Origin of the sequence: Polynucleobacter sp. MWH-UH25E (assembly GCF_018687095.1) — a bacterium.
Taxonomy (GTDB): domain Bacteria; phylum Pseudomonadota; class Gammaproteobacteria; order Burkholderiales; family Burkholderiaceae; genus Polynucleobacter.
This window is the reverse complement of the sequence record NZ_CP061286.1, coordinates 472981-488895: the sequence shown is the minus strand read 5'-3', so window position 1 is coordinate 488895 and position 15915 is coordinate 472981. Positions and strand designations below refer to the sequence as shown.

The 15915-nt window shown below is 46.5% G+C and carries 15 protein-coding genes; 1 reads left to right on the top strand and 14 read right to left on the bottom strand.

Translation table 11 applies throughout. The features are described 5' to 3' along the window. The first annotated feature begins 23 nt into the window (after positions 1-23). Positions 24-1307, top strand: a complete 1284-nt coding sequence (locus ICV39_RS02600) for a lytic transglycosylase domain-containing protein (protein WP_251372713.1) — start codon at positions 24-26, stop codon at positions 1305-1307. A 20-nt stretch (positions 1308-1327) separates the two neighbouring features. Here the strand turns inward: ICV39_RS02600 and cysM are convergent, their stop codons facing one another. The 14 genes from cysM to serC form a co-directional block, all read right to left on the bottom strand. Beyond that, positions 1328-2239, bottom strand: coding sequence for a cysteine synthase CysM (cysM, locus tag ICV39_RS02595; protein WP_215390341.1), 912 nt, complete (start codon positions 2237-2239; stop codon positions 1328-1330). Between the two features lie 41 nt (positions 2240-2280). Then, positions 2281-2772 carry a helix-hairpin-helix domain-containing protein gene (locus ICV39_RS02590; RefSeq protein WP_251372712.1) on the bottom strand — a complete coding sequence of 164 codons (492 nt, stop codon included), beginning with the start codon at positions 2770-2772 and terminating at the stop codon, positions 2281-2283. Between the two features lie 34 nt (positions 2773-2806). Further along, the gene (rfaD, locus tag ICV39_RS02585) at positions 2807-3826 is read right to left on the bottom strand and encodes an ADP-glyceromanno-heptose 6-epimerase (protein WP_215390340.1); all 1020 of its coding nucleotides are present in this window, start codon (positions 3824-3826) and stop codon (positions 2807-2809) included. Beyond that, entirely contained in the window at positions 3823-4752 is a 930-nt protein-coding gene (gene rfaE1 / locus ICV39_RS02580) for a D-glycero-beta-D-manno-heptose-7-phosphate kinase (protein ID WP_215390339.1), read from the bottom strand. Before rfaE1 ends, rfaD begins: the two co-directional genes overlap by 4 nt. 26 nt (positions 4753-4778) lie before the next feature. Next, positions 4779-6143, bottom strand: a complete 1365-nt coding sequence (locus ICV39_RS02575; RefSeq protein ID WP_215390338.1) for a UDP-glucose/GDP-mannose dehydrogenase family protein — start codon at positions 6141-6143, stop codon at positions 4779-4781. Positions 6144-6183: 40 nt separating this feature from the next. Further along, complete coding sequence (lapB, locus tag ICV39_RS02570; protein WP_215390337.1) at positions 6184-7395, bottom strand: lipopolysaccharide assembly protein LapB; 1212 nt, start codon at positions 7393-7395, stop codon at positions 6184-6186. A 60-nt stretch (positions 7396-7455) separates the two neighbouring features. Then, positions 7456-7800 carry an integration host factor subunit beta gene (locus ICV39_RS02565; protein ID WP_173955239.1) on the bottom strand — a complete coding sequence of 115 codons (345 nt, stop codon included), beginning with the start codon at positions 7798-7800 and terminating at the stop codon, positions 7456-7458. Between the two features lie 52 nt (positions 7801-7852). Continuing rightward, on the bottom strand, positions 7853-9526 hold the full coding sequence (rpsA, locus tag ICV39_RS02560) for a 30S ribosomal protein S1 (RefSeq protein WP_215317277.1): 1674 nt from the start codon (positions 9524-9526) through the stop codon (positions 7853-7855). A gap of 155 nt (positions 9527-9681) precedes the next feature. Beyond that, complete coding sequence (gene cmk / locus ICV39_RS02555) at positions 9682-10344, bottom strand: (d)CMP kinase (protein ID WP_215390336.1); 663 nt, start codon at positions 10342-10344, stop codon at positions 9682-9684. 4 nt (positions 10345-10348) lie between these two features. Then, positions 10349-11668 (bottom strand): 3-phosphoshikimate 1-carboxyvinyltransferase, encoded by a 1320-nt coding sequence (gene aroA / locus ICV39_RS02550; RefSeq protein WP_215390839.1) that lies wholly within the window; start codon positions 11666-11668, stop codon positions 10349-10351. 5 nt (positions 11669-11673) lie between these two features. Beyond that, a complete protein-coding gene (locus tag ICV39_RS02545; protein WP_215390335.1) occupies positions 11674-12558 on the bottom strand; it encodes a prephenate dehydrogenase/arogenate dehydrogenase family protein in 885 nt (294 codons plus the stop codon). Then, positions 12555-13679 (bottom strand): histidinol-phosphate transaminase, encoded by a 1125-nt coding sequence (gene hisC, locus ICV39_RS02540; protein ID WP_215390334.1) that lies wholly within the window; start codon positions 13677-13679, stop codon positions 12555-12557. The genes ICV39_RS02545 and hisC overlap by 4 nt, the downstream gene beginning before the upstream one ends. Before the next feature lie 56 nt (positions 13680-13735). Then, positions 13736-14815, bottom strand: coding sequence for a prephenate dehydratase (gene pheA / locus ICV39_RS02535; protein WP_215390333.1), 1080 nt, complete (start codon positions 14813-14815; stop codon positions 13736-13738). Further along, positions 14815-15912: a 3-phosphoserine/phosphohydroxythreonine transaminase gene (gene serC, locus ICV39_RS02530; protein WP_215390332.1), complete on the bottom strand. Its 1098-nt coding sequence runs from the start codon at positions 15910-15912 to the stop codon at positions 14815-14817. Before serC ends, pheA begins: the two co-directional genes overlap by 1 nt. Between the last annotated feature and the right edge of the window lie 3 nt (positions 15913-15915).

Below are 15915 nucleotides of genomic sequence, written 5' to 3'. Positions count from 1 at the left end.
TATTGCTCAACTTGCTCAACCTTATGCCCCTAAATTCCTGCTTGCGCATCCACTTCCCAATGCTCCTATTGGCGCTACTCGCTCTTGGAGCCTGCACAAGCACACCTCCACAACAAAGTAGTACCCAGCAAACCATCGTAAACCAGGCGGATGATGCAGCCACAGAGGCGCGCTATAGCCAAAGCCTGAATGCCCTGCTTAATCAGGTATCCCAAACCCAGGAAATCCCCATTCAGACCCTGGAAATAGGCTTTCTAGATGCTAAAACGATTCCCTCGATCCGCAAATTGGTATTACCCCCATCGGGAACGTTTAAAAAGAACTGGTTGGCCTACCGCAAGCGTTTCATTGAACCTGTCCGACTTAAGGCTGGAAAGACGTTTTTAGAGGAAAACCAAGCCTTTTTAGCTCAAGTTGAGCAAACTTATGGGGTGCCAGCCGAAGTCATTGCTGCCATTATTGGCATTGAAACAATTTACGGTCGTCAGACTGGCAATTTTCGGGTGAAGGATGTTTTATCGACTCTAGCCTTCAGTTATCCGGATACCCCAAACAAAACTGCTCGAGAGCAACTTTTTAAAGATCAGCTTCAAGAACTTATTTTGCTCTGCTGGACAGAATCCGGCGGTCAGTTACCAGCTAAAAATACTGCTCAAGGGGTCAATCAAAGTCGTTTTAATTATTGCCTGAATCAAAACAGCTCTTACGCTGGGGCTATTGGTTTGCCGCAATTTATGCCCAGCAGTATTCGCAGCTTTGCAGTCGATGGGGATGGTGATGGACGTATTGATCTAAAGCAGAGCCCAAAAGATGCCATTGCCAGCGTTGCTAACTTTATGAAGAAACATGGCTGGCAAACAGGTATGCCGATCTCCTTCCCGGTGCAAGAAAGTGGTTTAAGTGCTGCCAAGGAATTAGCGGATGGGGAACCGCAACTGAAACATACTGTTGCAGAGTTAATTCGGAAGGGAATTCTGAGTCCGCAGCAGGGTGATTTGCAACGCGGTGGTGCAGAGCCGCAGAGCAAAGGACTCATTGTTGACCTTCCTTATCCAGGCAAAGATGGGTCAGATCAAGCGCAATACTTTGTTGGCCTAAATAATTTTCTGACAATTGTGCAATACAACCGTAGCTATTTCTATGCGCAAAGCGTAGCAGAGTTTGCGGAAGCCTTGGGATATAAAAACCAAAGCGCTGTACCCGTAGAGTCTTCGCAGAAAACCAGCAGCTCTAAAGATGCTGCTGATAAACCTAAAAACAAGAGCGGCAAAAAATCAAGCGCCAAGAAAAAAGCTAAGGCAAACTAAGAATAGTTATAGCCATCAGCTTAGGCGGGGAAAACGCCAGTAGATAAGTAGCGATCTCCGCGATCGCACACAATAAAGACAATCGTGGCATTTTCAACCTGACGGGCGATGCGTAAGGCAACCACTAAAGCGCCACCCGCTGAAATACCGCAAAAGATACCCTCTTCTACTGCCAAGCGACGTGCCATATCTTCAGCATCGGCTTGCGTTACATATTCAATACGATCAACGCGCTCGCCTTGGTAAATTTTTGGTAGATATTCTGGAGCCCATTTACGGATACCCGGTATTTGCGAGCCTTCCTCGGGTTGTGCCCCAATAATCTGAATATTGGGATTCATGGACTTCAGATAAGTTGATACCCCAGTGATCGTGCCAGTAGTACCCATCGCCGAAACAAAGTGGGTAATCTGGCCATCGGTATCTCGCCAGATCTCAGGTCCTGTAGTCTCAATATGTGCTCGTGGATTATCGGGATTGGCAAACTGATCAAGCAATCTTCCGCGACCTTCGCGCTGCAATTGCAAAGCGTAGTCTCTTGCAAACTCCATGCCACCAGAAGCTGCCGTCAAAATTAATTCAGCGCCATAAGCAGCCATACTTTGACGTCTCTCAATACTTTGGTTTTCTGGCATCACCAAAATCATTTTGTAGCCCAACATTGCGGCAGTCATTGCCAGGGCAATGCCGGTGTTTCCGCTAGTAGCTTCAATTAAGGTATCGCCTGGTTTAATTTCGCCACGCTCTTGCGCGCGCATGATCATCGACAGCGCAGGTCGGTCCTTAACCGACCCGGCTGGATTATTGCCCTCTAACTTACCTAGAATGACATTATTGCGAGTGTCATTTTCCAACCCTGGAATACGCTGCAAGCGCACCAAAGGCGTATTTCCTACTGTTTGCGAGATGGTTAGGTAAGAAGGTCTGCTCATAGCCTGATTTTAGCCGTAAGCAAACCTAAACGCGAAAGGGTCTAATTTCTACGATGTGGCGCTGCACGCTCCGATGAATTTCGTCCATTACCCTGATGACGCGAATGACGACGGCTAGAGGCCCCACCTTCTTTCTGCGTACGCCCATTCGGCTCCCGAAAAGAGCTTGGTGACTCAATAGTTAAGCCGTTATCCACCATTTTTTCAACCGACTTCATACCAATGCCACGTACTCGTTTCTGCAAATCATTGGCATCCTGAAAATGGCCGCCATCTTGACGCTCCGCAATAATCGTTTTTGCCTTAGACGGACCGATACCTTTAATGCTTTCTAGTTCAGATTGAGATGCTGTGTTGACATTAATGGGTGAGGCGTTTGCCATACCCAAGCTGATACCTAAACCGGATACTGAGATTACTGCTGAGACCAAGGCGGATCTCATCATATTTTTAGCACTTCCAAAATTGATGTTTTTCATACGTTCTCCAGAGATAAATAAAAAATCCACGGGCACAATGTGCGCGCGGATCATTTACAACGAAGATGTATGGATCTAGTTGACTGGCTTACAGTGGATTTGCTAAGAAATCAGAATTGGCTTCTAGCCACTCGATATAACGACTGACACCCTGCTCAACATTAAGGAAAGGTTCTGAATATCCAGCTGCACGCAATTTTGTTAAATCAGCTTGTGTGAAGCACTGGTATTTGCCTTTGAGTGCTTCCGGAAACGGAATGTACTCAATTGCTTTTTCTTTAACTAATTCTTGCAAGCTTGCTGGTTGCGCTTTATCTAATTTGCGCATTGCGTTAGCAACAGCGTGTGCCACATCGTTAAATGGTTGCGCACGCCCACTGCCTAAATTGAAGATACCGCTGATCTCTGGATGATCTAAGAAAAAGAGATTTACTTTGACCACATCTTCAATCGATACAAAGTCACGACTTTGTTCGCCAGGACCATAGCCACCATATTCACCAAACAGCTTTACATGGCCATTTGCTTTGTATTGATGATATTGATGAAAGGCTACGGATGCCATACGGCCTTTGTGTGATTCGCGAGGGCCATATACGTTGAAGTAGCGAAAGCCAACTACTTGAGCGGTATTTGCATTTTCAGCAAAACGCTTACGCATCACCTGATCAAATAAAAACTTTGAGTAGCCATAGATATTCAAAGGCCTCTCATGCTCACGACTTTCAATAAACACATCGGAACCGCCATAAGTTGCCGCAGATGAGGCATACAAGAGCTGAACCTTTTGAGCGGTACAGATATCAAGCAAATCCATGGTGTAACGATAGTTATTAGCCATCATGAAAATGCCATCGGCCTCCATGGTATCGGAGCAAGCGCCCTCATGAAACACTGCTTTTACCTTACCAAAACGACCACTTCTAAACGCCTCTAGAAACTCATCCTTATCGAGGTAATCAATAATATCGAGATCAGCTAGATTGCGATATTTATCCGCTGGACGTAAGTCGTCAACAGCAATAATATTTTTTTCACCGCGCGCATTTAAAGCTTGAACGATATTTGCGCCAATAAATCCTGCGGCACCAGTTACGATAATAGTCACTGTAATTCCTCTGAAGTAACGGTAGCAGTACCCAGCTTACCAACCACAATTCCACCAGCACGATTTGCCAAAGCCATCGCCCGCTCTAATGACCATCCAGATGCCAGGGCAACCGCCAAAGTAGCAATCACCGTATCACCAGCACCGGATACATCGAATACCTCTCTAGCTTGTGCTTTGACATGACTTACACCAGCTTCTGTATAAAGACTCATACCCTCTTCAGAGCGGGTAAGTAATAGCGCCTGAAGGTTAAGAGACTTTCTGAGATCTTGCGCTCTCTTGGTGAGGTCTTCTTCACTAGTCCACTGTCCAACCACTTGACGCAGCTCACTGCGATTAGGCGTTAAAACAGTGGCGCCACGATATTTCTCATAATCTTCACCCTTGGGGTCGACCAAGATCATTTTGTTTTGCGCTCTAGCCTGCTCGATCATATGGGATACTTGTCCTAAGGCACCCTTGCCGTAGTCCGACAGAATCACAACATCAGCAGAGCCAACTAATTTTTCAAAACGCTCTAACTTGTGCGCTAGCGCTTTCTCGCTAGGAGCCTCTTCAAAATCTAAACGGATTAATTGTTGCTGGCGTGCAATCACACGCAACTTCACAATCGTAGGTACATCTGCATCAATTTCCAACTGACTATCTACGCCACCGGATTTGAGCAAATTGATAACGCGTTCACCAGGTTCATCCTGACCCACTATTCCGAGAATGGTTGTTTGCGCACCAAGAGCTGCGACATTTCGGGCCACGTTCGCAGCACCGCCTAAGCGCTCATCAATCTTGCCAACTTGAACCACTGGCACTGGTGCCTCGGGAGAAATACGGTTGGTATCGCCAAACCAATAACGATCCAGCATGACATCCCCTACTACTAGCAGGCGTGCCTTAGAAAATTGTTCGCGGTTGGCTTTTTCCATATGAATAGCTTTTGCTAATGACTTGTTTAATTATGTCGTCCAATGCCGTGGTATTCAATACCCAGCTCTTGCATTGCTTGTGGCTCATACAAATTACGTCCATCAAAAATGATGGGGCGAGTCAATTTTTGGAGGACCACATCAAAATCAGGGCTACGGAATGCTTTCCACTCAGTCACAATGATCAATGCATCCGCACCATCAAGGGCATTCATGGGGTTATCCACCATGGAAACGTTTTTCAGCCCTTGAGGATTACCCTGAAAATCTAACTCTAAGGCATGTTTTGCTTCCGGCATTGAGACTGGATCATGAGCCACAATCGTAGCACCACGCTTAACCAACTCAGAAATAATGACGCGACTTGGAGCTTCGCGCATATCGTCTGTATTGGGCTTGAATGCCAAGCCCCACAAAGCGAATTTCATATTAGAGAGATCTTTGCCGAAACGCTTTTCAATCTTCTCTACCAACACATACTTTTGAATCTCGTTTACCGCATCAACAGCACCGAGAATCTTTAGCTCTCTACCATGCTCTTTAGCAGTCTTTGATAAGGCAGATACATCTTTCGGAAAACAAGAGCCACCGTAACCTGTGCCTGGGTACAAGAAACCAAAACCAATACGAGAATCCGATCCAATACCTTGGCGCACTGCCTCAATATCTGCACCCACTAGATCTGCCAAATTAGCCAACTCATTCATAAAGGAGATACGGGTTGCCAACATAGCGTTAGCAGCATACTTGGTTAACTCCGCACTCTTTACATCCATGTAATAGGTACGCTCATGGTGACGATTAAATGGCGCATAGAGTTTGCGCATCTGCTCTTTAGCACGCAAACCAGCTGGTGTGTTTTCAGTACCAATCACAATACGATCTGGGCGCATAAAGTCTTCTACGGCAGCGCCCTCTTTTAAGAACTCTGGATTTGAAACAACTGAGCACAGATCAGCAGGTAAATTACGCTTTTCTAGTTCTTCAGTAATAGCGGCTTGAACTTTATCTGCTGTTCCAACAGGCACAGTCGATTTATCGACAATCACTTTTGGGGTGGTCATATGGCGACCAATATTGCGCGCAGCTGCAACTACATACTGTAGATCCGCAGAGCCATCTTCATCAGGAGGGGTGCCTACTGCAATAAATTGAATATCCCCATGCGCTACTGAAGCGGCGATATCGGTAGAGAACTGCAATCTGCCAGCGGCACGATTGCGATCAATCATTTCTTTTAGCCCTGGCTCATAGATCGGCACGCCACCAGAATTGAGAATCTCAATCTTCTTTGGATCTAAATCCAAACAGAAGACATTATTCCCCTGCTCTGCAAGACAGGCTCCGGTAACTAAACCTACATAACCACTTCCAACAATCGTAACTTTCATACGGTCTCTATTTTCTCGGTATCTTATTTCTCTAGATCAATTACATTGAAGGGCCGCTGGGTGCAACACCTTCTGAGCGTCTTGGTGAGTATGCCTCCCAATTATTACAACCTGGGCACTGCCAATAGAATCTGCGAGCACGGAAGCCACAATTACCACAGGTATAACGAGCCAAACTCGTTGTACGTTGGCGCAAGAGATTCAGAATGGACTGCAACTCCGAAAGTCTCTCTGGGTTGGCATTGCCTTCCTCTAATGCAACGCGCGTTTCAGCAAGCTTTGATAAGGCACTCAAGCTGGGCGAATGTTGCATTACCTCAGACAACATCGTATTGGCGGCTTCTGGGCCACGAATCTTCATAACTTGCTTATGCACAATATCCAACAACTCGCCAGTAGCCTGAGTTTTTAAGAGTGCGCAGAGTCGATCTAAGCCCTCAGACTCTTTGCCTAAGGCGGTATGAGCCAGCATCCAACGATCCGCCAATAGGTGCATATAGGCAGGATGTGAATCAGCAACTACACCCCATACTTCAATAGCTTGTGCAGGGCGCTCCATCGCCATTAAATAGTCACCCTGCAAAATAAGTCCGCGCGCATGATTTGGCACAGCTTGCAAAGCACGCTGAATAGATTGCTCAGCTTCACGCAAATCTTTTCGGCGCAGCGCATCTTGAGCTAGCTCGCAATGAAATTGAGCAATTTCGGTACGGTGAGATTTACCCTGAAGAGTCTCGAGTTCAGTAGCAGCAATGATGGCCTTCTTCCAGTCACGCTCTACTTGATACATCTCCAAAAGACTTTCTTTTGCTGGGACAGCATATTTCCCTTCACCCACACGATTCAGTGAAGCTTCTGCGCGATCCAATAGGCCTGCACGCAAAAAGTCACGACCCAATTCATAGGCGGCATGATCTCGATCACGTGGCTTTAAGTCATCGCGATTAGCTAAGTGCTGATGCACCCGAATCGCACGTTCGGTTTCACCACGGCGACGGAATAAATTTCCCAAAGAAAAATGCAATTCAACCGTTTCAGGGTCTAACTGCGCTATCTTGACCAGCGTCTCAATAGCTTGATCTGGTTGCTCGTTTAACAAAAGGCTCAGACCTTTAAAGGTGGAGCGCTGTTGACGCATGCGCTCGCGCTCATCCATGCGATTTTCAAGTCGCAGATCCCAACGGGAAGCTAGCCAACCAATACCAAACATGACTGGTAGCAACAACAACCAAGATGTCGCGATTTGAATCATGCTTAGCTGAAATCCAATAAAAAAATGGTCCGAATGGACCACTGAGGTTGAGCCTGAATACTAGGCACCAGTACCCTCTTTAGGGCTCGCCTGTTTCAAAGGCTTGTAATCAACTCGCTCACGCAACTCTTTGCCAGGCTTAAAGTGCGGTACACGCTTTTCTGGAATCAATACCTTCTCACCAGACTTCGGATTGCGACCAGTTCGCGCAGGACGATGATGAAGTACAAAACTTCCCACGCCACGCAACTCAATACGCTTACCTTCTGCCAAGGCTTGAGTCATTGTGTCCAACAATGTTTTTACCGCCAACTCCACATCCCTAGGCAATAGCTGCGGAAACTGTTCCGCTAAGCTCTCCACTAGTTCGGAGCGGGTAATTGCTTGTTGCTCTTGATCTGTCATGATCTATCAATAAAAAATCGCCACCCTCCTAATGGAGAGCGGCGATATTGATTTAGCCTTGATTATCCAATTTTGCTTTTAACAAAGCACCCAAATTGGTTGTGCCAGACTGCGCATCACCTTGGAGCTTGCTCATTGCATCTTGTTGATCAGAGCTGTCTTTTGCTTTGATTGAAAGGTTGATTACGCGTGACTTACGATCAATGTTAATGATCATGGCAGTTACGCTATCGCCTTCTTTCAATACATTGCGTGCATCTTCAACGCGATCTGTTGAGATCTCAGAAGCACGCAAGTAAGCTTCAACTTCATCAGCCAAATGAATAGTTGCACCTTTGGCATCAACACTCTTCACAGTGCCGGTTACCATTGCGCCTTTGTCATTGACAGAGGTGTAGTTGTTGAATGGGTCACCAGATAATTGCTTGATACCGAGAGAGATACGCTCTTTCTCAACATCGATTGCCAATACGGTGGCTTCAACTTCATCACCTTTTTTGTATTTCTTAACAGCTTCTTCGCCTGGCTCATTCCATGAGAGGTCAGAGAGGTGAACCAAGCCATCGATACCGCCAGGCAAGCCAATGAACACACCAAAGTCGGTAATCGACTTGATTGCGCCAGAAAGCTTGTCGCCTTTTTGCTGCGAACGCGCAAACTCTTCCCATGGATTTGCTTTGCACTGCTTGATACCCAAGCTAATACGACGCTTGTCTTCATCAATATCGAGAACCATAACTTCAACTTCGGTACCCAATGCAGTAGCCTTGCTTGGAGCAACGTTTTTGTTGGTCCAGTCCATTTCAGAAACGTGTACCAAACCTTCGATGCCGCTTTCGATTTCAACGAATGCGCCGTAGTCGGTCAGGTTGGTTACTTTGCCGAATAAACGGGTATTTGGTGGGTAACGACGAGCGATACCAACCCATGGATCATCACCAAGTTGTTTCACACCGAGTGAAACACGGTTTTTCTCTTGATCAAACTTCAAGATCTTCGCAGTTACTTCTTGACCAACAGTCAACATCTCGCTTGGGTGACGCACACGACGCCATGCCAAATCGGTAATGTGCAAGAGACCATCAATACCACCGAGGTCAACGAATGCGCCGTAATCAGTGATGTTCTTAACGAGGCCAGTAACCACTGCACCTTCTTTCAAGTTAGACATCAACTTAGCACGCTCTTCACCTTGGCTAGCTTCAACAACCGCACGACGTGACAACACTACGTTGTTACGCTTACGGTCAAGCTTGATAACCTTGAACTCCATAGTCTTACCTTCGTAAGGACTAGTGTCTTTGATTGGACGTGTATCAACGAGTGATCCAGGCAAGAATGCGCGGATACCGTTCACCATTACTGTCAAGCCGCCTTTAACCTTACCAGTAACAGTACCAGTAACGATCTCAGCTTGCTCGAGAGCTTTTTCCAAATTCAACCATGATGCTAAGCGCTTCGCTTTGTCACGGGAGAGGATGGTGTCGCCATAGCCGTTCTCAAGAGCGTCAATAGCAACAGAAACGAAATCGCCAGGAGCTACTTCAATCTCGCCAGCGTCGTTATGGAATTCTTCAACAGGAATAAACGCTTCAGACTTTAAGCCAGCGTTAACAACGACGAAGTTATGGTCGATGCGAAGAACTTCAGCCGAAATAACTTGGCCGGTCTTCATATTCGATCGGGTTAATGATTCTTCAAATAGTTCTGCAAATGATTCAGACATGTATATTCACTTTGTGCCGCCAGAAGGCCTGACGGGTTAGGTTAAAAAAGCCTTAAGGAAACACGCTAATGAAATGATCGCGTTGTGGAGTTTCTCAAGACACCAAAACTACTACTTACAACTACAGCTCACTACCTACTACCTACAAAACTGAGCTAAGCAATTGCAGATTGATACCAATCTAAAACTGTCTTAACTGCTTGATCTATCGATAAATCTGATGTTTCGAGCACTTTTGCACCGTCTGCGACTAACAAGGGGGCGGTGCCTCTACTGCTATCTCTGGCATCACGCTCCTGTAAATCCTGCAGCAAGTCTTCTAGTTTAGCAGAAAATCCCTTAGCTATCAATTGCTTATAGCGACGCTCGGCTCTTGCGGCAGCTGTTGCAGTGAGGAAAACCTTCAAAATCGCATCTGGAAATATCACACTGGCCATATCGCGACCATCCGCCACCAAACCTGGAGATTGCCTAAAACTGCGCTGCAAGCTCACCAAAGCGGTGCGCACCTCTGGATGAACTGCTACTGCAGAGGCTCTCAAACCGATATTTTCCGCCCGAATAGCCTCAGTCGCGTCCTCATTATTCAAAAAAACTTGATTATTTTTGAATGAAATCAACAACTTAGGCACCAAAAGGCCTAATTCTGGCCCATTTTTAGCATCGATTCCCTCTTTTTCACTGGCTAGTGCCACCAAACGATACAAGGCACCGCTATCCAAATAATGAAAGCCTAACTTTTGAGCTACTAAAGATGCAACCGTTCCCTTGCCAGAAGCAGTAGGTCCATCAATGGCAATAACTGGAAACTGACTCATGGGATTACGCAACTACCGTTGCAAATTCTGAGAAATACGTTGGGAAGGTTTTTGCCACGCAGTTTGGATCATTAATCTTGAGTGCATTCGGTCCAAACGCAGCTAATGAGAAACACATTGCCATGCGATGGTCATCGTATGTGCCAATACCCTCGCTTGGAGATTTCCAATCACTGAGTGATGCTGGTGCTTGCACCACGATGTAGTCAGCGCCTTCCTCAACAATTGCACCAACTTTTTTTAACTCTTTTGCCATCGCAGCAATTCGATCCGTTTCCTTAACGCGCCAGCTCGCAATACTGTTTAAGCGGGTTGGGCCATCAGCAAATAAAGCGGCAACTGCCAGAGTCATCGCCGCATCTGGAATTTCCGTACAGTCCAAAGTAATGCCATTAAGTTTGCCGCTGGCATTTTTTACACCCGCTACCTCTATCCAATCCTCACCAGCAGTAATCTTGGCGCCCATCAAGGCAAGCGCATCAGCAAATGCCACATCCCCTTGAATGCTATCTTTACCCACACCCAACACGCGCACTGGGCCACCACCAATAGCCCCTAAGGCTAAAAAGTAAGAGGCAGACGAAGCATCGCCCTCAACAGATAAATGACCAGGACTTTTATAAACCGCATCAGATGTTTTAGCTGGGATTACAAACGACTGAGAATCAGGGCAGGAAACAGTCACTCCAAACCTAGCCATCAACTTTAAGGTGATATCGATGTATGGACGTGAAATTAGCTCGCCTAATACTTCAATGCGCACCGGTTCAGTTGCCACTAAAGGTAAAGCCATCAACAATGCGGTCAAGAATTGACTCGATACATCGCCACGTACCTTCACCACATCTTTAATCTGAATAGATGAGGCCAAAATCTTAATCGGCGGATAACCCTCTTGTAATTCGTATTCAATCTTTGCGCCCACTTGACGTAAACCATCAACTAGATCGCGAATCGGTCTCTCGTGCATGCGTGCAACACCTGAGAGACGATAGTTACCGCCCTGCATTGCCAAAGCAGCGGTCAATGGTCGAATAGCAGTACCCGCATTGCCCATAAAGAGGTCTGCATCTTGCACAGGAAATTTTCCACCACAACCCTCAACCACACAAACATGATTCTCTTTGTCGGTGACCATCAGTCCAAGCTGGCGCAAGGCATTACGCATGACTTGGGTGTCATCAGCATCCAATAAGTTTTTAAGAGTCGTAGTTCCAGAGGAAAGTGCTGCAAGTAATAACGCGCGATTAGAAATACTCTTTGAGCCTGGCAAGACAATCGAGCCTTGTGCTCGTTTGAATGGGCCAATACTGATATCAGGCAAGCCACTCATTCAGATGCATCCAAATCTTGGCGCGCCTTACTTGCCTTATTGAATAATTTCTCTAAACCAGCGCCATCATTTTCCGCAATCAATTTACGCATGTGATTGACGATCAATAAATACTGATCAAGCTCTTTCAGAATGGCGGTGCGATTACCAAGACAAATATCACGCCACATCTCTGGGCTGGAAGCAGCGATGCGTGTGAAATCTTTAAATCCTGCGCCAACATGACCCAGTTTTTGTTCCGCATCCTCAGAGTTCACCACGCTAGCCATTAGGGCATAAGACAAAATGTGCGGCAAGTGTGAGACTGCAGCATAAATAGCATCATGCTGCACAACGCCAATTTTCTTCACAACGGATCCTACTGACTCCCAAAATCCGGTGATTAATGCAGTGTCTTCTGGTGAGTTTTCTTGCAAAGGGCAAATAATGGTTTGTTTCCCTTGAAACAAATCTGCCTTAGCTGCGCTAGCGCCATGTTGCGCACCACCGGCAATCGGATGTGCTGGCACGAACTGACAAGCTTTCTTTCCTAAAACTTCTTTAGCCGCCAAAATGACATCACCTTTAGTGCTGCCAGCATCCGTAATCATGGTGCGTGACTCAAGAAGAGGCTCCATAACTTCAAAGGCTGCGCGCATTTGCGCTACAGGCACACAAAGCACAATGACATCAGACTGCTTTGTAGCTTCTACCAAATCCACTACGCCATCAATCGCACCCATCTTTTGCGCTTGATCTAAATTTTCTTTACTGCGACCAACACCCAAAACCTTTGTGACTACTCCTGCTTTTTTAAGAGCTAAGCCCAGAGACGCCCCAATTAAACCAACACCCACAATAGTGACGGTACCGTAATTGCTAGCTGGATTAATTATGGTCATTCGCTCGCCAAGATTGCTTTTAATGCGTCAATAAAAGCTGCATTCTCATCTGGCAAACCAATCGAAATACGCAACCACTGTGGTAGTCCATAGTTACCAACTGGACGAACAATAATGCCGCGCTTGAGCAAAGCTAAATTCATGCGCGCGCCGGCTTGGTCATCATCACCCACCTTCACCAATACAAAATTGCCTGCAGATGGCAAATAGCGAAGTCCTAGTTGATCAAATGCTTTCGTGAGTTGTTGGTAACCAGCGCAATTGAGCTCAAAGCCCTTTTGCAAAAACGCTTTATCCTGAAAAGCGGCAATCGCAGCCGCTTGCGCCAGACTATTGACATTGAATGGCTGACGAATACGATTTAATAAATCCGTTAAATGTGGCTGAGCAACCCCATAACCAATGCGCAGACCTGCAAGACCGTAAGCCTTTGAAAAGCTACGCGACAAAATCATATTCGGAAAACGCTTCACCCAAGCGATCGCATCGTAACGTTGCTCTGGTGTGAGGTATTCGTTGTAGGCCTCATCCAAAACCACCACAACATGTGATGGCAACGACACTAAAAAGTCTTCAATCTCTTTCGCGGTGAGATAGCTTCCCGTCGGATTGTTGGGGTTCGCTACAAAAACCAATTTTGCTTTGTCACCTGCAGCTTTAACGGCGGCCAACATCGCTAGCAAATCATGTCCGTAGCTTGAGGTTGCCGCAACCTCTACCGCTTTTGCCCCAACCGCCTGAGTGGCCAGTGGGTAAACAGCAAATGCATGCTTAGAGAAAATCACCTCATCACCTGATTGCGCAACTGCACGAGCAGCTAACTCCAAAATATCGTTGCTGCCATTACCGAGTGTTATCCAATCAGACGGCACACCTAAAGAGCTAGATAAAACATTCTTTAACTCAAATCCATTGGAGTCAGGGTAACGCCCTAAGTCGCTAGCAGCTTTAAGCATCGCTTCTTGAGCAGACTTTGGCATTCCCAATGGGTTTTCATTAGACGCTAATTTCACGATCTTGTTTTCATCAAGACCGTATTCACGCGCCACTTCACTAATCGGACGGCCGCCAACGTAAGGGGCAATCGCATGAATGTGTTTTAAGCCAATCTTAGAAGTCATTCGAATTTACTAAATGTATTTACTGATTCATCTTTTAAAAATTGCTAGACGCTTACTCACGCAGAATGAGGATAAGAGCCAAGATTCTTATAAAACGCGGCCACTTCCTTTAACTCATTTAAAGCAGCAACCACCTTTGCATCATCAGCATGGCCTGCGATGTCGATATAAAAGTGATACTCCCAAGTGCCTTTGCGAGCTGGGCGAGATTCGAAACGGTTCATAGAGACGCCATGCTTTGCCAATGGCGCCAACAAACGATGTACTGCGCCTGGCTGGTTATCTACAGACAGCACTAATGATGTTTGATCCTTACCAGTAGGTTGGCAAGCATAGTTGCCCACCACAACAAAGCGAGTGCGATTGTGTGGGTCATCCTGAATTTGCGCTGCCACTGCCTGCAAGCCATAGGCTTCTTGGGCGGGATCACCAGCAATAGCAGCCAATGTTGGATCGTTAGCGGCAAGGCGCGCCGCTTCCGCATTACTACTAACTGCTTGACGCTTTAGCTGTGGCGCGTGCACGCTTAACCATTGCTGACATTGAGCTAAAGCTTGCGCATGGGCGCAGACAGTGGTCACACCGTCTAAGATGCCGCTCATTGTTAACAGGTGATGGCGAATAGGTAAAACAACTTCACCGCTAATTCGCATCGAAGAATCTAACAACAAATCTAGAGTGCGAGAAATCGCACCTTCGCTTGAGTTTTCAACAGGCACCACACCAAATTGCGCCGCGCCCTTCTCAACCGACTTAAATACCTCATCCAAGCTAACGCAAGGCAAGCCAGCAATTGAGTGGCCGAAATAGGTTTGCGCTGCCTGCTCAGAAAATGTCCCTACAGGCCCAAGATAGGCAATCGTTTGACGAGCCTCTAAGGCGCGGCAGGCAGACATAACTTCGCGCCAGATAGCAGCAATGCCGTCAGGCAACAAAGGGCCTTGATTAATTTCTTGTAAGCGAGCAACAACTTGACGTTCGCGCTCAGGGCGAAATACCGGCGAAGAAAAACCACCTTTGACGTGACCTACCTCTTGGGCCGCTTTAGCACGCTGAGTTAGCAAATCCAAAATTTGGGCATCTAACGCATCAATTTTTTCACGTAATGGCGCTAGGCGCTGTTCTTCAGTGCTCATTAGGCCCGCCTTTCAAAGTCGCGCATAAATTCAATTAGAGCCTTAACGCCCTCAACTGGCATTGCGTTATAAATGCTGGCACGCATGCCGCCAGCCGCTTTATGGCCACGCAAAGCAACGAGCCCAGCAGCATTTGATTGCGCCAGAAACTCTGCATTCAGATTCTCATCTTTCAAGAAGAAAGTCACGTTCATGCGTGAACGATATTCTCTAGTAACGCGGTTTTCATACAAACTACTTTGATCAATGAACTGATAGAGTAAATCCGCTTTTTCTTGATTGCGTTTTTCAATTACTTTTACGCCACCCTGCTTCAAGAGCCACTTAAATCCAAGGCCTGCCATGTAGATAGCAAACGTAGGGGGCGTATTGATCATCGATTGTGTATTGGCCTGTATAGCCCAATCCCAAATCGTTGGGGTAATGCTCATGCTATGGCCAATCAGATCTTTACGAATAATCACAATCGTGACGCCGGATGGGCCAATATTCTTTTGCGCACCACCAAACCAGACGGCGCACTTATTAACATCCATTTCCTTAGAAAGAATATTGCTCGAGATATCAGCAACCAAAGGTGTGCCCCCAACATCCGGTACGTCAGGAAACTCAACGCCACCAATGGTTTCATTGGCGCAGTAATGCACATAAGCGGCATCACTTGATAAATTCCAACTGGATCTTGGAGGAATCGTATTAAATTTTTCCGCAGCAGATGACGCTGCTAAATTTGCAGTTCCGTACTTCTGCGCTTCTTTATAAGATTTTTCAGACCAAATACCAGTCACCAAAAAATCCGCCTTGGGACCATTCTTCGCCAAAGGCATCAAGTTCATTGGAATCGCCGCATTTTGTCCAAGACCACCACCTTGCAATAGCAAGATTTCATAGGTATCGGGAATGTGCATCAGCGTACGCAGATCTTGCAAAGTCTCTTCATAGACTTCCATGAACTCTTTGCTGCGATGGCTAATCTCCATCACGCTGGTGCCAAGCCCACGCCAATTCAACATCTCATCGGCAGCCTGCTTCAATACCTCTTTAGGCAAGGTAGCAGGGCCCGCAGCGAAATTGAAGATGCGGTGATCGAAAGTCATCGC